Annotated in this window: 20 protein-coding genes and 1 tRNA gene; 2 read left to right on the top strand and 19 right to left on the bottom strand. The window is 60.0% G+C overall.

The features are described 5' to 3' along the window. Positions 1-11 precede the first annotated feature (11 nt). Positions 12-326 (top strand): helix-turn-helix transcriptional regulator, encoded by a 315-nt coding sequence (locus GGE33_RS24595; protein ID WP_148147699.1) that lies wholly within the window; start codon positions 12-14, stop codon positions 324-326. 7 nt (positions 327-333) lie between these two features. Here the strand turns inward: GGE33_RS24595 and GGE33_RS24600 are convergent, their stop codons facing one another. From GGE33_RS24600 to GGE33_RS24680, 17 genes are all read right to left on the bottom strand, one after another. Continuing rightward, positions 334-1,428, bottom strand: a complete 1,095-nt coding sequence (locus GGE33_RS24600) for a response regulator (protein ID WP_183829329.1) — start codon at positions 1,426-1,428, stop codon at positions 334-336. A gap of 34 nt (positions 1,429-1,462) precedes the next feature. Beyond that, a complete protein-coding gene (locus GGE33_RS24605; RefSeq protein WP_183829332.1) occupies positions 1,463-2,836 on the bottom strand; it encodes a sensor histidine kinase in 1,374 nt (457 codons plus the stop codon). Beyond that, a complete protein-coding gene (gene metK, locus GGE33_RS24610; RefSeq protein WP_183829335.1) occupies positions 2,785-3,936 on the bottom strand; it encodes a methionine adenosyltransferase in 1,152 nt (383 codons plus the stop codon). Before metK ends, GGE33_RS24605 begins: the two co-directional genes overlap by 52 nt. A gap of 56 nt (positions 3,937-3,992) precedes the next feature. Continuing rightward, on the bottom strand, positions 3,993-4,910 hold the full coding sequence (locus GGE33_RS24615; RefSeq protein ID WP_183829339.1) for a glycyl-radical enzyme activating protein: 918 nt from the start codon (positions 4,908-4,910) through the stop codon (positions 3,993-3,995). A 50-nt stretch (positions 4,911-4,960) separates the two neighbouring features. Continuing rightward, complete coding sequence (locus GGE33_RS24620) at positions 4,961-5,263, bottom strand: BMC domain-containing protein (RefSeq protein ID WP_183829342.1); 303 nt, start codon at positions 5,261-5,263, stop codon at positions 4,961-4,963. 49 nt (positions 5,264-5,312) lie between these two features. Next, complete coding sequence (locus GGE33_RS24625) at positions 5,313-6,971, bottom strand: aldehyde dehydrogenase family protein (RefSeq protein ID WP_183829345.1); 1,659 nt, start codon at positions 6,969-6,971, stop codon at positions 5,313-5,315. Next, a complete protein-coding gene (locus GGE33_RS24630) occupies positions 6,968-7,531 on the bottom strand; it encodes a GlcG/HbpS family heme-binding protein (protein ID WP_183829348.1) in 564 nt (187 codons plus the stop codon). Before GGE33_RS24630 ends, GGE33_RS24625 begins: the two co-directional genes overlap by 4 nt. Further along, the gene (locus GGE33_RS24635; RefSeq protein ID WP_183829350.1) at positions 7,515-7,808 is read right to left on the bottom strand and encodes a EutN/CcmL family microcompartment protein; all 294 of its coding nucleotides are present in this window, start codon (positions 7,806-7,808) and stop codon (positions 7,515-7,517) included. Before GGE33_RS24635 ends, GGE33_RS24630 begins: the two co-directional genes overlap by 17 nt. A 10-nt stretch (positions 7,809-7,818) precedes the next feature. After that, complete coding sequence (locus tag GGE33_RS24640) at positions 7,819-8,580, bottom strand: hypothetical protein (protein ID WP_183829353.1); 762 nt, start codon at positions 8,578-8,580, stop codon at positions 7,819-7,821. Beyond that, positions 8,577-9,416 (bottom strand): ethanolamine utilization protein EutJ, encoded by an 840-nt coding sequence (gene eutJ, locus GGE33_RS24645; protein WP_183829356.1) that lies wholly within the window; start codon positions 9,414-9,416, stop codon positions 8,577-8,579. Before eutJ ends, GGE33_RS24640 begins: the two co-directional genes overlap by 4 nt. Positions 9,417-9,429: 13 nt before the next feature. Then, positions 9,430-10,212: a phosphate propanoyltransferase gene (locus tag GGE33_RS24650; protein WP_343062662.1), complete on the bottom strand. Its 783-nt coding sequence runs from the start codon at positions 10,210-10,212 to the stop codon at positions 9,430-9,432. A gap of 27 nt (positions 10,213-10,239) precedes the next feature. Continuing rightward, a complete protein-coding gene (locus GGE33_RS28055) occupies positions 10,240-10,794 on the bottom strand; it encodes a BMC domain-containing protein (protein WP_183829359.1) in 555 nt (184 codons plus the stop codon). 18 nt (positions 10,795-10,812) lie between these two features. Beyond that, positions 10,813-11,634 (bottom strand): propanediol utilization microcompartment protein PduB, encoded by an 822-nt coding sequence (gene pduB, locus GGE33_RS24660; RefSeq protein WP_183829362.1) that lies wholly within the window; start codon positions 11,632-11,634, stop codon positions 10,813-10,815. Between the two features lie 29 nt (positions 11,635-11,663). Further along, complete coding sequence (gene pduA, locus GGE33_RS24665) at positions 11,664-11,948, bottom strand: propanediol utilization microcompartment protein PduA (RefSeq protein ID WP_183829366.1); 285 nt, start codon at positions 11,946-11,948, stop codon at positions 11,664-11,666. Positions 11,949-12,040: 92 nt separating this feature from the next. Further along, complete coding sequence (locus GGE33_RS24670) at positions 12,041-13,180, bottom strand: 1-propanol dehydrogenase PduQ (RefSeq protein WP_183829369.1); 1,140 nt, start codon at positions 13,178-13,180, stop codon at positions 12,041-12,043. A gap of 124 nt (positions 13,181-13,304) precedes the next feature. After that, on the bottom strand, positions 13,305-15,845 hold the full coding sequence (locus GGE33_RS24675; protein ID WP_183829372.1) for a glycyl radical protein: 2,541 nt from the start codon (positions 15,843-15,845) through the stop codon (positions 13,305-13,307). Between the two features lie 63 nt (positions 15,846-15,908). Then, positions 15,909-16,511 carry a DJ-1/PfpI family protein gene (locus tag GGE33_RS24680; RefSeq protein WP_148147684.1) on the bottom strand — a complete coding sequence of 201 codons (603 nt, stop codon included), beginning with the start codon at positions 16,509-16,511 and terminating at the stop codon, positions 15,909-15,911. A gap of 651 nt (positions 16,512-17,162) precedes the next feature. On the opposite strand from GGE33_RS24680, the gene GGE33_RS24685 reads away from it, so the two are divergent. Continuing rightward, positions 17,163-18,074 carry a DUF7973 family transport facilitator gene (locus GGE33_RS24685; RefSeq protein WP_183829375.1) on the top strand — a complete coding sequence of 304 codons (912 nt, stop codon included), beginning with the start codon at positions 17,163-17,165 and terminating at the stop codon, positions 18,072-18,074. Positions 18,075-18,306: 232 nt separating this feature from the next. On the opposite strand, the gene GGE33_RS24690 is transcribed toward GGE33_RS24685, so the two are convergent. Next, positions 18,307-19,761, bottom strand: a complete 1,455-nt coding sequence (locus GGE33_RS24690; RefSeq protein WP_183829378.1) for a tagaturonate reductase — start codon at positions 19,759-19,761, stop codon at positions 18,307-18,309. A gap of 575 nt (positions 19,762-20,336) precedes the next feature. Further along, positions 20,337-20,413: transfer RNA gene (locus tag GGE33_RS24695), tRNA-Met, on the bottom strand. Positions 20,414-20,420 lie beyond the last annotated feature (7 nt).

Below are 20,420 nucleotides of genomic sequence, written 5' to 3' on the forward strand. Positions count from 1 at the left end.
ACCGGATCAAACTGCCATATATGATTTATTCTGACCAATATGGGCAATTTGGAACAATGGGTCAACCGGATCAGGGAAAGATTTTGTCGCCGGCGCTCTGTCGGGCAGGCCGTGGCTTCCTCGACTGGACGCAAGGCGATCTGGCGGATCGCTCAGGCGTGTCCCGTAGCACGATCAGGGACTATGAAGGTGATCGCCATGAGGTTCACCGCTCGACCGAAGCCCAGCTCAGGCGCGCCTTCGAAGAGGGCGGGCTGGCTTTCGTGACGGTGGAAGATGGCTGTGTCGCCATTTGCCCCAAGGACAGGAAAACAGCTTCCGACTGACATCGGTTCACCCGACACGGGCTTTCTGGAACTGCTGCCGGTATTCCGAAGGCGAGATGCCGACCTCCTTCTTGAACGCCTTGCAGAAATAATTCGCATCCGCATAGGAAAGATCGAGTGAAACATTGCTGATCGGCAGATCGCTGTTTTGCAGCAAAACCTTGGCGCGCTCGATCCGCTGCCCCTTCAGATAGGAAATGAAGGTCGTATTCATTTTCTTGCGAAACAGCCGGCTAAGATAACAGGGGCTGACATGCGCAAATTCCGCCGCGTCCTCAAGCGTTACCCCCTTGGAAAGATTGCGCTCGATGAAATGCAGAACCGTTTCGATCCGCTCCCCGGCTGCCCCGCCATGCTCCTGTCCGGGGTCGAAAAGAATGTCGGTGATCTGACATAGCAATTCCTGGACCTTGTACTGGCTGCGGGCATCGAGGCGCTGGTTTTCCAGCTCTGCGACCTGCCGCGCCATCGGCAACGGTAATTTGCTGTCCATCTCCTCCAGAAGATCCGTCAGGATTTCGGCAAGATCGAGCACTTCATGGCGCGGCGCCACGTCCTTGTGAGCATAGATGCCTTCCAGCCGCGTCCGCACCAGACGAAGGCAATCACGATAGGCGCGCCTTTCGACCAGAGACCGGATACGATCTGCGATGTCGATTTCGTCCTCCACCTCATCCTCAGCGGCATCCATCGCCGGCATCAGACGCAGGTTCGGCACTACCTTTTCAGGAACCGGCATGGCCAGGCAATCACGAACCCCATCAAGCAACGCCTCGGTCCGTACCGGCTTTAAGAGAAAACCGTCGGCCTTGTACTGGATCGCCGCCTGCATGATGTCGAAATAGTCGTAGGCCGTAACAATCAGCACTTTCGTCGCCAGATGCCGCTCACGCACCATCTGCAGCAGTTCCAGCCCGTTGGGACGTGGTATCTTAATGTCGAGCAGCATCACGTCGATGCGTTCGCTCTCAAGCAGCCTGACCGCTTCCGACCCGTTCTTGGCTTCGCCGACGATCCTGATGTCATCCGTATTGCGCTCGATGATCGAGCGCAGGGCGCGCCGCTCCAGTTCCTCGTCTTCGACGATTGCCATGTTGAACATGCAAATCTCCTCTCAAGCGTCAGCCGCCCGCCCTTCAGAAGTCGAACGGCTCGAATTCCAGAGGGAAACGCATGCGCACAAGCGTCCCGCGCCCCTGGCGAAAAGGACTGAGGATCTCCAGTCCGTGATCCGTGCCAAAGTAATAACGAAGCCGGCTATCGATATTGTAGATCCCAATACTCTTGCGCCCGCCGCGATCCGCCTCGCCGCGCAGAACCGCCTGCTTGCGCTCCGACGAAATGCCGTCACCGTTGTCGACGATGTCGATGATCAGCTCGACCCCGTCACGGTAGGCGGAGATCTCGATCACGCCGCCGCTCTCGCGCGGCTCTATCGCATAACTGATGCAGTTCTCGACGATCGGCTGGAGCACCATGACCGGACAGAGCACGTCGAGAAACTCCTCCGGCACATCGAGCGAGAACTCGAAACGATCACCGACTCGAAGCTTCAGGAGATGAAGGTAATTGCGAACGTGCTCCACTTCCATTCGCAATGGCACGAATTGCGACCCGCTCTTTTTCAGCACGTAACGCATCATCTCTGCAAAGGAATGCACCGTGTTTTCGGTCTCAGGTGCGTTTTCGACCAACGCCAGCCGGCCGATTGTGTTCAAGACGTTGAACAGGAAATGCGGGTTAACCTGGTAGGAAAGAGCCTGCAGTTCAGCCTCTCGCAGAAGCCTTTCAAGCTCTGCCCGCCGTTTCGATTCCTCCGCAAGCCTCAGGTTCTTTGCATAAAGCTCCTGCGCCACACCGCGAGAATAACTCTCCTCGACGATATGCGATGCGATGTAGAAAAGCGAATAGGCAGCCGAACGCAGCTTCTCGTAAGTAACCTCGTTGATCCGGTGGTGCTCGTCCAGCAGCGGCTGATGCTCTCGCCACGACCCTTCGAAGGGAAAGATATTCGAAAGATCGACGAGACCGGTCGCACCTTCATCCGAGGTAAGCTTGACCTGGCCGCAAATGACCGCCCCGAGATATTCACCGCGCACGATGATGGGAGCCGCAAAATCGACCAGACTGCAGTGGCATCGATAGATGGATGGCTCGCCGGTTGAAAGCGCCGTGCGGCCGCCGACGGCATCACAGTGGAAACACCGTTCCCGCCATTCGGCGCGGGCACGAACTGCCTGACAGAATGCCGAAAACCCGGAAGGCTTGGTGACCGGTACGCCTTCCGGATCGACAATCACCATCGCCACCCCGACCGCAGCGCTGAAATTATCCTGAACCTTCTGGAGCATTTCGGTGCTCATCAGCTCCAGCAATCTCTTGCGTCGCGCAGCTTTGGTCGCCAGCGAATTTTCAGCCGGCCGATCTATCGCGGCCGGAAAGATCGTGATCTCCGGATTTATCTGCGGCACCACCTCCTCAGGCTGCCCGCTCGGTCGGTCTGCTCCCATGACCACCCCTCCGCGTCACGGCCGAAATGGCCGTAAGAAGCGGTTTTCTCGAATATCGGACGTCTCAGTCCAAGCACATCGATCATTCCGGATACGCTGAGCGGGAAAAGCTCGCGTATCGCCTCCTCAAGCAAAGCGGAATCGACCGACAATTTCTCCGCGGATGATACCGCCACCATTTCCGGTTCTTTCTGACCTATCGCAAAAGCCAGCGATATTTCGCAATTTGTCGCAAGTCCGGCGGAAACGATATTTTTGGCGATATACCGCGCCATATAGGCCCCGGTGCGATCCACCTTGGTGGCGTCCTTGCCGGAAAACGCGCCGCCCCCATGCCGACCGATGCCGCCATAAGTATCGACAATGATCTTGCGCCCGGTAAGCCCCGTATCGGCCGCCGGGCCGCCTTTGACGAAACGCCCTGTAGGGTTGATGAGAACCCGCGTATCGCGCTTCAGCCATGACCCCATCACCGGCGCGATGACCTCTTCCAGCACGCCGCGCAGCAATTGCTCGCGTTCGATCTTGGCCGAATGCTGGGTCGAGACCACGACGCTGATCAGCCTTTCCGGTCGGCCCTCTTTATCATGGGCGAATGTCACCTGCGCCTTGCCGTCCGGCCGCAGCCAGGCAAGACGCCCGCTCTTGCGCACCTCAGCCAGCCTGCGCGTCAGCTTGTGGGCAAAATCGATCGAAACCGGCATCAGACTTTCGGTTTCATTGCTGGCGTAGCCGTAGAAAATGCCCTGGTCTCCGGCACCGAAATCCTTTTCGCGCACGACGCCCTGCGCAATATCGGGCGACTGCTCATGCAGGTCGGCGAGGATAAAACATCCATCGGCATCGAAACCCAGGTCGGGATCCGTATAGCCGATCCGTCGGATCACATCGCGAGCGATACGGGTTACATCGACCAAAGCCCGCGACGTCACCTCCCCTGCGATATGGACTGTGTTGCCCGAAACCAAAACTTCAGCCGCAACGCGCGCCATCGGATCCTGCGCAAGATGGGCGTCGAGAATGGCGTCCGAAATCTGGTCGCAAACCTTGTCGGGGTGACCTTCCGTCACCGATTCTGCCGTCGTGTAGCGCGCGACCATGATCGCCTCCTTTATCCAGGCCCGGGATGCGGGTCCCGGGTCATCGTCTTTTTGGTTCAGCCGCCGATGACGCAATTGAAGCCAAGCCCTTCGACTGCCGCCTTGAACGGTGTCATGTCCTCTGGCTTGAGATTGGGAGCATCCGCCATCGGGTAAGGCCGGCCGAGCAGCTCGTATTTGTTTTCGCCATAGGTGTGGTAGGGCAAGAGATGCACGGTATCGACGCCCGGCATCAGCTTGGCGAAATTGCCGATCGCGGTAATCGCCTCGACGCTGTCATTTACCCCCGGCACGACCGGAATGCGCACCACCGTGTGGGTGAGCGATGCGATGCAGAGCGCGTTTTCGAGAATGATGCGGTTGTCGATACCGGTATTGGCCCGATGCACCGCCGGATCGATGGCCTTCAGGTCCATCAGCACATGATCGACAAACGGAATGACGTCGCGAACGATGTCGCGGGTCGTGCAACCCGTCGTCTCCATCGCCGTGTTCCAGCCCTGCTCATGGCAGGCCATCAGGAGCTGCTTGGCAAACTCGTGCTGGAACAGCGGCTCACCACCCGAAAGCGTGATCCCGCCACCGGAACGACGATAATGATGCGCATCCTTGCGCAATTCCTGCATCACCTCGGCAATGCTCATCGTCTTGCCGGCACGCTTCAGCGCCTGCGTCGGACAGACCTTGGTGCAGGCTCCGCACTTGATGCATTTATTTCGATCGACGAAATCGGGATTCTCATAGGCAATCGCCTTGGTCGGACAGACCGCCATGCACTGGCCGCATTTGATGCAGGCTGAACGGCGGTAGAACAGTTCCGGCTCGGGGTTCTGAGATTCTGGGTTGGAGCACCAGCGGCAGCGCAGCGGGCAGCCTTTCAGAAACACGATCGTGCGCACGCCCGGCCCGTCATGGATGGAATAGCGCTGGATGTCGAAGACGATGCCTTGCCTGTCGTGGTCGATCGCGGTCATTTCAATATCCTGTCTTTTATGCCGGGTTGCGGCGCCTCCTCCGGCGCCGTTCAGAACTCGGACTGTTGTGCTGCTGCGATGGCATCCATCGCCATACGGACGGACGAGGTCTCTCCCATGATGGCAAGCGAAGTGACGTGCTGCGGACAGGTGCCGTAGAGTTCCACGGTGAAAACGCCTGCAGCCTTCAATGCGAGATCGGAGAAGTAGAAAAGGTCCGCCACCGCGATCTGCATCAGCCCGACGGAATCCACCCGGTTGGCCTGCACCCAGGCCCGGCCATGCGGTGGCATCCGTCGCTGCAGCATCTGCAACACGTCAGGATGCGGAGCGTTGATGATGCGGGTTGCCATGGCGGATCTCCTCTCTTCCAGTCTTCTTCGAACGACAGACGTCCCTGCCTCAGCGGACGTTCAGCGCCTCCACCATCACGCACTTGCGACGACGGGCGAAGGATTTCGGCGACGTCAGCCCCTCGCCGGTCGGACCTGCTATGGTGAAGGTCGTGTAACCCTCGCCGCCGACGCCGATACCCGCATAGGACGGGCCGTTTTTCACGAAGATCGTCGTCTGGATCAGCTTCGCCATCTTGGTGATCTTGCGCACATCGGTGGAATGGATCATCGCCGTATGGCGGTTGCCATGTTCCAGCTCGACGGCAAGATCGATCGCCTCATCGACATCTCCTGCCCGCACCAGCGGCAGGATCGGCATCATCAGCTCTTCCTGCACGAACGGGTGTTCCTTCGGCAGCTCGATCAGGATGACGCGGATGTCCGGACCGACCGAAATCCCGATCTTGTCGAGCAGATAGACCGCACTCTTGCCGACGCAATTGGTCTGCGGCCCGCCCTTAGGCGTCAGCACCAGTTCCTCGAGCTTCTTCACGATCGCCATATCCTTGACCAGATAGGCGCCGTTCTTCTGCATCTGCGAGATCAGGAAATCGGCGATCTGGCTGACCGCAATCACTTCCTTTTCGGCAATGCAGGGCAGGTTGTTGTCGAAGCTGCAGCCGCTGACGATGTCCTTGGCGGCCTTTTCGATATCGGCGGTTTCATCGACGACGACCGGCGGGTTGCCGGCACCGGCGCCAATCGCCTTCTTGCCGGTCGACATCACCGTCTTGACGATGGCCGGGCCGCCGGTTGCCACCAGCATGCGCACCTTGGGATGTGCCATCATCGCATTGGTGTTGTCGATCGAAGGTGCCTGAACGGTGACGACGAGGTTTGCCGGCGCACCGAGGCCCGCAAGCTTGCGGTTGATAAGCTTGATTGCCAGGAGCGACACGATCTTCGCACGCGGATGGGGGCTGAACACGACAGCATTGCCGGCGGCCAGCATGCCGATCGTATTGCAGATGATCGTTTCCGTCGGATTGGTGGTTGGCGTGATCGAACCGATGACGCCATAGGCGGAATACTCGACCAGTGTCAGGCCGCCATCACCGCTTTCGGCTTCGGTCTTCAGATCCTCGATGCCGGGGGTCTTTGATGCGGCCAGCCGGTTCTTGATCACCTTGTCGCTGGCATTGCCCATACCCGTCTGTTCGACGGTCATTCTGGAAATCCGTTCCAGCATGGCCGGATCGAGAAAAATCTCGCGGATACCGTCGACAAAACTCTTTCGCGCAGCCATGGAGCAGAACAGATATTGCCTCTGCGCTTCGGCAGCGGCCTCCACCGCCTCGTCCATGCTGGCAAACACGCCGTCACCGAGAACGACCGCTTCCTCATCCGAAATATCGAGCGAGACCGATGCGGCAGACAAGGCGCAGTCACCGCGCTCGCAGCAGGAGCAATTCATCTCACCGGCCGATTTCGTCACCATGCCGTCGGCAACGATGCAGCCCTGGGCGAATGGCGCTGTGGGGTCGGCAGCTGGAACAGGCTTTGAACCTCCCATTTCCGCGATAATGCGGGCCACCGTATCTTCGACCGAGGATGTTGCACTCTTTACCGGAGGAGGGGCGGGAACAGGGGTCGGAGCCGGAGCGATTGCGCCGTTGAACCCGGCAAGCACGCGATTGACGGCGGCGTTGATGTCTTGGTCGTTCATAATCCTCTTCCTTCCTCGGGGACCGTTCCCCTTCTTTCGGGAAATCCATCGATCGCGTAGCGGGCGATCTCCATGTCTTCAGCGACCGTTCCGCCACTGATGCCGATGGCACCGATCACGGCGCCATGAGCGCGGCAGGGAATGCCCCCACCGAAAAGCACGACCTGGCCTTCGCCCGAGCCGTTGCCGGCTCCGCTGCCCGAATGGCCAACGCCGAAAAGCATGCCGCCCGGCTGAGCGAGACGCCCGAGTTCATCAGTTCCCATGCGATAGGCGGCAGAAGTCCAGGCCTTGGCGCCAGCAAGCTTGGTGCTTGCGGGCAGGCTGCCTTCCATCCGGTGAAACAGGATCGAGCGTCCCTCGGCATCAGCGATGGCGATGCAGACCGGCACCGACATCTGCTGCGCGCGGTTCTCCGCGCGCTCGGCAATGGCACAGGCATCGGCAAGCGAAATGCCGGTCGCAAATCCTCTATCTGCAATACGCCCGGCAAACTCGGCAGCGAGTGCCGCTTCGATCAATTGCAGCTCGCGGGGGGCGAAATTACGGGTGGCGAACATCGCTTACTCCCGCATCTGTTTCGACCGTATCGACAATGCCGACAATCGTGGCATCGACCACGGACTGCTGCAGCGTGCCGGCGAAACGGCTGGCGCTGCCGGATGTGACGATGACCGTCTCGCCCTTGCCCGCACCGACCGTATCGACGGCAATCAGCGTCTGGCCCTGCGGCTCCAACAATTCATTGAGCCGGGTAATGATCAGCAGCTTCGAGCCCGAGAGGCTCGTATCCTTGGTCGTGGCGACCACCCGTCCTATAACCCTGGCGAGATACATGGCTTGATCCTCACTCCCTCACAAGCGCGATGTCGCGCGCGCGCAGTTCTTCCGCAGCGGCAGGCGTAACGATCACCGCATGCCCCAGACGCAGTTCCGTCGCCTCCAAGCTGCGTGCCTCGCGCAAGCCGAACACGCCCTCGGTTCTGGCAGCAATGAGCTTCGGTGCAGCTATAGGCGTTGCAGACGCAGGCGTGTCGCCCTCGACGGTGACGGCAAGCCGTGCCGCCCAGCTCAATTCGATGCCGTAGCTCATCAGTGTCTGCAGATGGCCGCTCATCGTCGCCTGATAGGCCGCATTCGGCAGCAATCCACGCGCGCGCCGATCCCGTCCGTTGGGGCAGACGCCATCGCGGGCGGCGATGATGCGGACGCCTCTTTCCAGTCCACCCTGCAGAATTTTCGACAGCGGATCGTCGGCAATGCCGAGCGCCACCTTGGCGGCAAGCGAAACGCTGAGTGTTGGAACCAGTATGGTCGTGTTCCGATCCAGAAGATCCCCGGCCTTGCCTTCGACTTCGGCTGCTCCGAAACCGGCAAGCCGATCTTTCAGCGATTGCCGTGCCTCCGGCGCAATGACCGTCTCGAATGCCCATCCCGCATCGCGAAGCTGTTGCAATTGGCCGAGTGCAGCCTCAAGCCCGAAATCCGTTTCCGCAAACAGCAGCAGTGCCGAGCGTGGCTTTGCCGGAACTCTGCCCCCCATCCGTGCGATGATGCGATCGGACAGGAGATCGAGCAGGATACGATCGAGAACGGCATCGATGCTCATGCCTGGCCTCCATCATCATACATCGCGATCCCGAGCGGCGTGACCAGCAGCGGTTCGACGGGCTTTATGACCCGGCGTCCGGTATGGCTGACGAGAACCGCGGCAAAATCCTTGAACGAGCAGGCACCGCCGACAACATGGATCGTGTCGACATAAGGGTAATCGGCAAGGAAGTCGGCGACGATGCGTCCCATCTTGTCGGCCACCGGCCGGATGATCGAGAAGACGTCGCGCTCAAGCCCGTGATTGAGCTTTTCAGCCTCCGCATCCTCGAAAGAGATTTTTCTCGCGCCGGCCAGAACCAGCGTCATATGCGTGCCGCCGGTCGGCTCGTCGAATGTGGCAACCACCTCGCCGTCCCTGAGAACGGAAATGCCCGTCGTGCCGCCGCCGACATCGACCACCGCGCCGTTCTGAACGCCAAGCAGGCGCGCCGCAGCGGTGGGTTCATCGACGATTTCCGCCAGCTCGAAATCGGCCGATTCGACCACATGGCCGATCGCCTTCGCATTGGACGGATGAACGCCGGGCGGAATGGCGGTCGCAGCGCGCAAGAGCGGCTGACCAAGCCGCTCCTCGAGCTCCTCTTTCATGCGGCGAACCGCATGAACCGCGCCGATATAATCGACGACGATGCCGTCACGCACGACGGTCGAGCGCCAGGACGTGCCCGCCACCGGATTATTCTCCGCATCGACCACCGAAAGCACGAGGTTTGCCGTGCCGAGATCGACGCCAACCTTCAGCCGGCCGGGCGCCCATTCCGGCTGCGGCACGATCGTGCCCTGCCGGACGAGTTCCCCGAAAGCCCTGAGTTTGCTGTCGATGCTCGACATGACTTCTCTCCGATCAGACCTTGCGGATCCGCACCATCACGTCGTTCTTCAGGCCGAATGCATTGGCCTCCTCGACGTCGATATGCATTTCCATGAATGAAGCTTCGGCAGCGCGGATTTTGACGTTGTGCATGATGCCGCCGCGCACGCCGCCAACCTCGACATCGACCTCTTCGCCGTTCTTCAGGCCAAGTTTTGCGGCTTCAGCCGGCAGCATGTGGATATGGCGGAGCGCCACGATCACGCCGCGCTCCTTTCGGATCGTCCCATAGGGGCCGATCACTTCGATACCCGGCGACTGTTCCAGTTTTCCCGACATGCGCAGCGGCGGCTTGATGCCGAGGGTGAAACCATCGGCGACCGAAACCTCGATCTGCGTTTCCTTGCGCAGCGGCCCGAGCACCCGCACCTTGCCGATCTGGCCCTTGGGTCCACGGATCGTCACCGTTTCTTCCGCCGCATATTGGCCGGGCTGTTTCATCGCTTTCATGCGCGTCAGTTCCGAACCGGGGCCGAAAAGCGCGTCCATGTCCGGTCGCGAAAGATGGATGTGGCGGTTCGACACGCCGATCGGCACGAGCCACGGATCGCGGTCCTCGTCGCCTTTTGCGGCAGGTTTCGCCTGCTCCGCCGAGACGGTGAGGCTTTGTGCCAGAAGCTCGGCAATCACGCGGTCGATCATGGGTCTGTCGATTTGCATTATGGTGTCCTGTTCGTCCTGGCCCGACATGACGACCGGGCCTTTCATGGGCGCAACGATCCACCCGGCGGTGTTGCCGCCGGCCTTCGCTGTCACCTGAAATTCTCGTCTGTTTGGCGCTGACTACCGCCGGCGATGGCGACGATCGGCGCGGGATTGCGCATGGCTTGCAGCTTGGGGTGCCGGCTCAGCCGCCACCTCGATATCAGGCTCCACGGAAGCCTCGGCAACGGCCGGGACTTCCGGCTCTACCGATGCGACTTCTTCTACCGGAGCTTCGGCGGCTTCGGTCACCGGAGTTACCGGCTCAGGCGATAGATCGTCTGCAACAACATCCTCGACCGCCAGAGAAACCTCCGCCGCAGCAACCGCTGCGGCAGGTGGTTCCAGACCGACAGTGGCCCCGCTTTCCACGATCTTGCCCAGCCCGTTTGCGGGACGGGCAATCACGCTGGTGGAGACAACCGTCCCCACACGCCCCGCCTCAGCAGCGGCTGCGGAAACCGCAGCCTTGACGGCCCCTACATCGCCGCGAACCTTGACGACTGTCATGCCGTCACCATTGGCAAGCTCGTAGCCCACCAGCGTGACATTGGCGGATTTCACCGCCGCATCGGCGGCAGCCACGGCAGCCGTCAATCCGATGGTCTCGATCAATCCAAGGCTTTCCTGCAACATGACAGTCTCCTTTCAGGGTCAGATATACGGCTTGGTCGAGGAGACCACCGCCGCCGGATCAAGCGTCTCGAGCACCTGCTTGCCGACATCGCGTGCCGCGCGGATGGCCTGACGGACAGCACCGGAATCGCCACTGAACAGGAAGATGGCTTCGTTCGAGTAGCTCGTTCCGCCATTGCCTGGAGACGCAAAACCGGTCGGTACGACGGTTGCGGCCTTTGCGGCGGTATCGGCCAGAAGCACGCCGATTGCGGCAGGAGAGCCGACCGTGATGCCGAATGCCTGTCCGAGCGGTGCCCCGAAGGCCTTGTTCAGCGCATAGCTAGCGCGGGCGGTATACTGGAATTCCAGGTGGCCGGCCGGCGTGCCGTAGACGTCGCCGAAGGTACGATCGAGTTCCGACAGCGTCACTTCGACGGCACGGCGGGCGTCTGAAACGTCCTCTGCGCCGAAGATGATCAAGCTGCCGTGGCCGCCGCCGCCTTCCGTGTCGCGCGGCAGTTCGATCAGTAGCACTTCACTGTTGGTGGCCTTCACCGCTTCGTCTGCAGCAAAGATATGTGGACCTGCACCGGTACGTGCGCCGACGATGCCGATCGACCGGTATTTCTTGTCGATCTTCATCTGCTCGTGCAGTAGCGGGTCTACATTGGCAATCACCAGACCGACCGTATGCCCGATAGCCGTGCCGACGAATTCGGTGAGATTACAGGCCTTCGGCGCCGTCTTTGCGGCAGCCGGCTTCTCAGCGGGAGAGGCGGCCGGGGCCGGGGAGCTTTCGCTCCCACCCATCTTCCGGATCACCTCGTCCATGAGTTTTTCGACAAGAGCATCCTGCATTGTCGATCCTCCTTTGTGTGTTCAGGGCTTCAGGCGACCTTGCCTTCCGGCAGGATCTTCTCGACCTCCATGTGAGGGCGCGGGATCACGTGGACGGAAACGACCGTGCCGACCTTTTCGGCGGCGACGGCACCGGCATCGGTGGCGGCCTTGACTGCGCCGACATCGCCGCGGACCATAACCGTGACGAGGCCGGAACCGATCTTTTCATAACCGACCATGGCGACGTTAGCCGACTTGACCATGGCATCGGCGGCTTCGATGGCAGCAACCAGACCTTTGGTTTCGACCATTCCGAGAGCTTCCTGTTGCATGACTTAACTCCTTAGCGTTTCGGTGTTCAGACGTTGATGTGATGACCGTTTCTCGCGGGTTGGACTTGATCGTCGGCCCCCTCCCTCCCGGCCTAGCCCCCGGCCCGGCCGAGAAGCATCAAAAGCTCCTCGAACGTGGGCCTGCGTGGGTTTCCTGCAGTGCAGGCGTCCGCCATGGCGGCCGCTGCCATATCGGGCATGGCCCGACGATATTCCTCGGCATCCATGCCGAAGCCACGAAGCGTGGACGGGATGGAGAACCGTTGATTGAGTGCCTGGATCGCCCGGATCAGCGCAATGACGCCTGCCCTGACACTCGGCACGTCCAACCCGATGCGCGAAGCGATGCGTGCATAGCGGCCGGCGATTTCGCGGCAGCCCGGCGCATCGTCTTCAAGACCCGCATTCCAGGCGACGACATGCGGCAGAAGCACTGCATTGATCCGCCCGTGAACGAGATGCATCCGCCCGCCGATCGCATGCGCAAGACCATGGCTGACCCCTAGCCCCGCTTCGCTGAAGGCAAGGCCGGCAAGGCAGGAGGACTGATGCATCGCATCGCGCGCCTGCATGTCATTGCCGTCGTCATAGGCGCGCGCCAGGTTCGCAAAGGCAAGTTCCAACGACTTTTCGGCAAAGGCGTCGGTAAAATGCGATGCGCCATTGGCAACCACGGCCTCGAGCGCGTGGGTGATGACATCCATGCCCGTATCCGCTGTCACTTTCGGCGGCGCCGTACGGACGAATTCGGGATCGAGGATCGCCACATCCGGCACCATTTCTTTCGCGATCAGCGGGAACTTCTTGCCGTTTGCCGGATCGGAGATGATGGCGAATGAGGTCGCTTCCGACCCCGTGCCGCTGGTCGTCGGAATGGCGACAAATTCAATTTTCTGCGCCGTATCCGTAGCACGAACCACCGAAAGGATGGCCTTGGCCGCATCGATCGGCGACCCGCCGCCGAGCGCCAGCAGGACCTGCGGACGGAATTCGGCAAAGATACCGGCCCCCTTGGTCACGGTTGCAATCGGCGGCTCGGGAATCGCTTCATCGAAAACCTTGATCTCGCAGCCGTCAAGATAACTCAGCACCCGGTCAAGCGGTCCGGACTTTGCCATGAAGGCATCAGTGACGATCCCGACCCGCTGCCCGCGATAGGCATGCAGCCGGTCAAGCAACCCTTCGCCGAACACGATCTCGGTCCGGGGGGAGAAGCTTTTGTAGGAAGGCATATGTCACCTGTTGCAGTTCGGGATTAGCGGTATCGTTCGGTTTTGTGTGACCTGGGCGGGCTGGGACCCGCCCGGGCTGTTTCCTGATCCCGACCCCGTTTCAGGCAGGGTCCGGATTACCGTCTCAGAAATGCTGTTCCGTACGGCTGATGATGTCGTCCTGCACTTCCTTGGCGAGCACGACGAACTGGGCGGAGTAACCGGCCACGCGAACCACGAGATCGCGATAGGCTTCCGGGTCCTTCTGGGCTGCGAGTAGCGTATCGCGGTCGACGACGTTGAACTGTACGTGCATGCCCTTCTGGTCGAAGTAGGAGCGGACCAGCGAGGCGAAGTTGCGCAACCCGTTGTCACCGGCGAGAGCCGAGGGCAGGAACTTCTGGTTATACAGCGTGCCGTTGGAGGCAATGAAGTGGTCGAGCTTGGCCACCGAGTTTGCTGCAGCCGTCGGTCCCAGATGGTCCTTGCCCTGGCGGGGCGAGACACCGTCTGCAAGCGGGGCCTTGGCCGGGCGGCCGTCAGGCAGAGCACCGACATCCTTGCCGAACAACACGTTGGCCGAAACCGGATAGATACCGGCCTGGAACTGGCCACCGCGCGGGTTCTTGTATTTTTCGACTTCGAGGCAATAGATCTGGGCGCATTTGCGGGCGATCAGATCGACGTCGTCGATGTCGTTGCCGAAGCTTTCGGCCGAGTCGAGCAGGCGACGAATGCCGTCATATTTCGATGAGCCGGCCGGAGCCGTGATCGTGTCGGTCGAAAGCGTGCGATAGACCTCTTCCTTCAGCGCCGTCACATCCATCGACTTGTTGGACGACAGCACCTTGCGGACGGCCTCGTAGATCTGGCCTTCCGTCAGTTCGCCGGCGCCGACTGCATTGGCTTTCTGGCCGATGGCAAGCCCGAAATTGGCGTCAAGCGCTTCCTTCAGTTCGGCCATGGAGATTTTCTTTTCGTCGAAGACGAATTTCTTCATGGCGTAGACGGAGTCACCCGTATCGGCGACACCGAAGGCCTGTGGCCCGGTGAAGTTGTAGAGTGCCCCACCTTCCTGCAGAGACTTGCCACGTCCCATGCAGTCTTCAACCATTGGAGACAGGAAAGGCAGCGGAGCCCGTTCGCCATGGGCGATGTCGACGCAGTTGTCGGCTTCGGCCAGATATTTGACGAAGAAGGCCATCTGCTTGTTGAAGGCGTCATAGAAGTCTTCGATCGAGGTCCAGCGCTTCGGATCGCCGGTGACCGGGCCGAGCTGGGTCGAGCCCACCTTGCCGTCGTTCAGCGTGATTTCGAGAACCTTGGCGACGTTGAAGAAGGCGGCATCGTGCCAGCCTTCGGTCTTGTGGATTGCCTGCGGTTCGACGCAGCCGACAATGCCGTAATCGCGGGCATCGGCCAGCGAGACACCACGGTTCTGCAGCGCCGGAATGATGACTTCGTCGTTATAGACGGCCGGAACGCCAAGACCGAGACGGATGACTTCCGCGGCACGATAGAGGAATTCGTCAGGCGTGCCTTGCCAGACACGGATGGAGAAGGACGGAGCCGGCAGGCGGCAATGAACCGTTGCTTCCATGCACATGTAGGAGACGTCATTGGTCGCATCGCGGCCTTCCGGCGTCTGGCCACCGACGCAGAGATTCTGGAACACGGCATAACCGGCAAAGGCCTGGGCCGAGACTTCGTCACGGGTCTTGTTCACGTCGTTGAGCTTGATCCAGATGCAGTCGATCAGTTCCTGGGCGAACTCGCGGCTGATCGACGTGTCGGCCTTGAGGAAGGGATACATGTACTGGTCGAAACGGCCGGGCGAGATCGAGTGGCCCGAGGATTCGATCTGCAGCATGCACTGGATGAACCACATCGTCTGGCAGGCTTCCCAGAAGTTGGAAGCCGGATATTCAGGCACGAGGCGGCAATTCTTGGCGATCTGCTCCAACTCGGCCCGACGTGTCGGGTTGCTTTCGCGACTAGCCAGTTCCTGGGCCTTTGCGGCGTAGCGATGCGCAAAGTCTATTGCAGCCTTATAGGAGATGATGACGGCGTTATAGAACTGCTGCTTCTTGATATAGGACGGATCCATCTGGTCCAGCGCTTCGAGATGCCGAACCGCTTCGGCAATCACACCGCTGAAGCCGATATTGAGGATCTTGCCGTAATCGACGCAGACATGGCCGACGCCGCCGTAGAAATAGTTGCCGACCGTGAAGACGCCGTTGGCGATGCAGTCCTTGGCCTTCTGCGACATGTAGGATGAAGCGAGATCGCTCGTCGTGCGGCCCGGCCAGTATTTGAAGGCCTCACGCAGTTCGTCTGCCGTCTGCTTCGGGATTTCGAAAGGATCGGCAACACGCGTTGCCATGGTCTCGAATTCCTTCTCTACCCAGTCGAAGGAGAATTCCGGGCAGATTTCGGTCGAGCGCGGGTTCTTGGTGATGGCGCCGACGACCAGTTCGTCGTCACGGATCGTCACCGGCAGCTCGTTAAAGATCTTCTCGACCACCTTGGCGCGGCGAAGGATTGGCGGCAGACCTTCGGTTTCCTTGTAGGCCTGGGTCGCCAGCACAGCGCGCTCGGACTCGACATGCGGCCGCGCGTCGATGATCTGTTTCTTCAACCGCAATATGCGGTCGGTCGGTTTGGAAAAGCCCTTCTCAATCATTACGTCCTCCAGGAGTGAATGTCGTTCCCACGGCCTCAAGCCAGCGGGAGCGCGTCTTGCAGTTCAGGGTATTGGGCAGTTCAGAATGGTGGGAGAAACCAGCTGCACGAAGCCGCGCATCAGTTTCGGATGTGCCAGCCAAGCCGGCGCGGTTACGAGGTTTCCATCGGTCACGGCATCATCGGCCGCGATCGAAACGAAATTACCGCCAGCCAACCGAACCTCCGGTTCGACGGCGGGATAGGCTGTCAGCTTGCGCCCGCGCACCACATCGGCGGCGGTCAGCAATTGCGGGCCATGACAGATAGCGGCCACCGGCCTACTCCCTTCCATGAAAGCCCTTATGATGTTCAGCACCTGTTTATCGAGGCGCAGATATTCGCAGGCCCGGCCACCGGCGAGATAAAGACCGGAGTAATTCTCCGGCTCGACCAGAGCGAAATCAGCATTGATCCGGAACAGGTGTCCGGGCTTTTCCGAATAGGTCTGGTCGCCCTCGAAATCGTGGATCGCGGTCTTGACCATCTCGCCCCGACGCTTGCCGGGACAGACTGCGTCAACCTGAAGGCCGAGCATCTGCAAGGCCTGAAACGGCACCATCGCTTCATAATCCTCGGTATAGTCACCGACGATCATCAGGATCTTGTTGTCGCTGGGCTTTGCCATGAATTTCACTATCTGCCGGGATCGCCCAACGGCCATTCACTGGTCGTTTGGTCCGGCACCTCCTGTCGAAAAAGGTAGGCCCGCCGCACCTCAAGGGTCAACGAGACCGTCTTGACCAGCGCGGGTAAATAATTGACCTGACAGGGAAAATCGGAAAACACCTTAGAAATGAGGTGGTTCGGACCATCATCGGCGCAATTCGGCGAAAAGCGCATGACAAGGGATCACCACATGCGGTGTTTTCTTGTCATCGCAGCAAGCACTGGGGACGCTTCCGAGGCCGTCCTGCACCGCTCAAAAGCCTGCGACCAAAAGCGCAAATCACTGATTCTGATAAAACTTTTTCCGAACGACCGACATCGGAGTATCGGCTGTCAAGAAACTACCCTTCGAGGCCAAACCTGTTGCGTTGACCCGTGCGAGCGCGTCTCGATAATCTTCGCCTTGATCGACATTCCTTAAAAACATGGGACTCGCAAGACGCGTCAGCGATTGCGGCGGCTGGGCATTTGCGCTCAGCCGGTGGGAACATGCGCGCGGAGAGGCTGGGATGTCCGATCGGGACAAAAGAGAGAGGTGTCCACGAGATTTGGACAGGTGACGGCCGGGGCGGCACGTATCGTGCCACCGGCATCCCAAGGAGGAAATGGAATGACAATGCTCGGTCTGCTCGTCGCCTTTGGCGGCGGGATTTTCGGCGCCGCAATCGGCGCCTTGCCTGCTTTCGCCTTCGTCGGCATCCTGACGATGCTTGGCGTCGGCATCCAGCTTGCGGTTGCCCCCGCGGCGACGGATTTCTTCGGCATCCCTTTCGGTGTGTTCGGCCCCCATGTCGGTGGCTTCGCCTCGGGTGTTGCCGCAGCAGCCTATGCCGCCAGCAAGGGCAAGCTTGATACCGGCCGCAATATCGTGACTGCCGGCATGGGCCTCAACAGCCCGGATGTACTGCTTGTCGGCGGCGCCTTCGGCATTGTCGGCTATGTGGTTTTCTGGCTGCTCACCATGGTGCCGAATTTTTCGCCCACGCTCGCCTGGACTGACCTGCCCGGCATGACCGTCGTCATCTCGGCCTTCATCGCCCGCTTCATCTGGGGCACCTGCGGCCTGTGCGGCAAGGCAGAACCCGGTCGCAAGTTCTTCGAACCGACCGACGCGACCAAGTGGTTGGTCTTCCAGAGCGGCGTCGGCCAGCTGGTGATGATCGGTATCGGTGGCGGCCTGCTCGGCGGATGGCTCGGGCTAACCTATGGCACGCCAGGCGCGCTTTTAGCCTTCGGCATCGCCGCATCCAGCCTGCTGTTTCTGACTGTCGGGGTGCTGACGCCGGTGACCCACCATATCATGCTGCCGGCTGCCATCGTCGGCGCATCGTCCGGCAGCATCATCTGGGCCGCAATCGCCGGTCTCGTCTGTGCCTTCGTCGGTGAGTTTTTCGCCCGGCTGTTTCTCTGCCACGGTGACACCCATATCGACCCGCCGGCCTGCACCATCGCGCTGATGACGCTGGTCTTCAACGGGCTGACTTTCCTCGGCTTCTGGACTCTGATTCCGTTGCCTGTCTGAAAAGGGGCATCCGGCCTCAAGCCGACCCCGAGGCGGTGCGATAATCCCTCCCGATCGCGCCGCCGCCAAGTTACCGCCAGTCGACAGCATGTCTCCCGAAAGGGGTTACCGGTTTCTGGATAAAGACATGATTAAAAACAGAGAGCTAAGGCACGGAGAGCGAATCTGAAAGATCGCGCCGTGCCTTAGATGAACGTGCCCCGAGAGAAATCGGGGCACGTCTTTGTTGGTCTCAGGCCTTGTCGAGGAAAGCCTGCAGACGGTCGAAGGAGAAGGCTTCTTCAGTGAGATACCGGAAATCCTCGACAACCTTGGCACGCAGCTCAGCTGTGTCGATAGAGCGGCCCCAGAAGGACGTTTCCTGCAGATAGGCGGCAACCACGGCTTCGACATCACCGAGCGCACCGATCGCCTTAATCTTTTCGACCACCTCGGCTGCATCGCGCGGCGGAAGCGTGTCCGCCCCCTTGAACCGACCCAGATAGAAGGCCAGCCATGATGCGAGCGACAGCGTCATCAGCGGTGCCGGCTTGCCGAACTTTTCTTGATAGGCAAGCAACCGCTCCAGATTGCGCGTCTGGTATTTGACGATGCCATTGAGGCTGATGTCATACCAGAGGTGCCGGATATAGGGGTTCTGGAACCGGCGCAGCACGGCTGCGGCAAACTCTTCCAGCTCTGCCTTGGGCAGCGTCAGGAACGGAATGACCTCCTCGTTGAGAAGCCGGTCGAGGAATTTTGCACCTGCAGGCTGCGTCACGGCCTCACCGACCGATTCGACACCGGCCAGCAGCGAGAGTGCGCAAAGTCCAGTATGCGCACCGTTGAGGATGGCCACCTTGCGCGCCTTATAGGGCGTTGCATCCTCGACGACGAGCGTACCCTCATCATGATCGGCAAGCGGGATCCGCAGGTCCGGCATGCCCGGCTTCTTTTCGATTACGAAGAAATGAAAAAGCTCGGCGGCGGACATGAACTTGTCTTCGTAACCGAGTTCTTCTGCCAGAGCATCAGCCTCGGCACGAGGATAACCGGGCACGATCCGGTCGACCAGCGTGTTGTAGAAGGCGTTATTCTTCTCCAGCCATGTGATGAAGGCAGGATCGAGTTTCCATTTGTTTGCATGCTGCAGAACGATGCGCCGCAGCTCGTCGCCGTTATGGTCGATGAGTTCGCAGGCGATCATCTGCAGGCCGGCTTCAGGCTTTCCGCTGAATGCCGTCCAGCGCTCGAAGAGAAAGCGGGTCATCTTGCCGGGGAAGGAAACCTGCGGCGCATCTTCGAACTTGACCGTTGGAACATAGGCGATGCCGGCATCTGTAGTGTTCGAGACTACGACGGTGATGTTCGGATCATGTGCCAGAGCCAGCACATCCTGCCAGCTCTCATGCGAGGGGATCTCCTGGCGCACGCAGGCGACCAGCCGCGGCTCGGAAACCTTCTCGCCGGCCTCGTTCATGCCGCGGGAGAGAACCGTGTAGACGCCATCCTGCTCGTTCAGCGTGAATGGCAGACCGCCGGCGATCGGCCGAAGAACGATGACACCCCAGTCGGAACCGGCCTTCTCGTTCAGAAGGTCGATCTTCCAATCGACGAAAGAGCGCAGGAAATTGCCTTCTCCCCATTGCAAAACACGCGGGGTCGGGCGGGCGCGGCCCTTCAGAAAGCTCTCATCGAGACGTTTCATATATCTTTTTCCTTGATGCAAAGGCATTGATGAAAGAGTGACCCGCGATTTGAAGATGACGCGATTGCGGATGTCTTTGATCTCGCAACGTGTCACCGCACATTTCGCAACTTTCGGGACATATTCGATGTCTTGCATGGAGCGACATTCACCCAAGTTTACGAAACGCCTCAATATGGCGTGCCGCTCAGGCACTTTGGCGAGCTGCGATCACTGCGCCACAAGGAACGGCCGTTCCGCTAGCCGCGATAAACAAGCCGGAAATGTCCTCAAAAACAAAAAAAGCCCCAGATGGGGCTTGTTCAATATTTGGGGGAGAAGCGGGTCTCTGGCCAAGTTTTGCCTAAACTCGATTGAGCCGTATCTCCCTCGCTTTCACAGCTTGGGTACAACGGCACAGGCCGCGTTACAACGGCGAGCTTTCGCTCAGCGAAAGCCACAGGCAAGGCCACCATCGGCAAGCTCGGGACTGCGGGGCATTGCTTTATGTATGTTCCGCGTTCAGCCGCGGAGAGCGGAGTTTTTGGGCCTCGATTTCCTGAGGATGGCGGTTATTCTTGGCTTTTGGATAATTTTGGTTGCGGGGGCAGGATTTGAACCTGCGGCCTTCAGGTTATGAGCCTGACGAGCTACCGGGCTGCTCCACCCCGCGCCAAGCG

Origin of the sequence: Aliirhizobium cellulosilyticum (assembly GCF_014198105.1) — a bacterium.
Classification (GTDB): Bacteria; Pseudomonadota; Alphaproteobacteria; order Rhizobiales; family Rhizobiaceae; genus Neorhizobium; species Neorhizobium cellulosilyticum.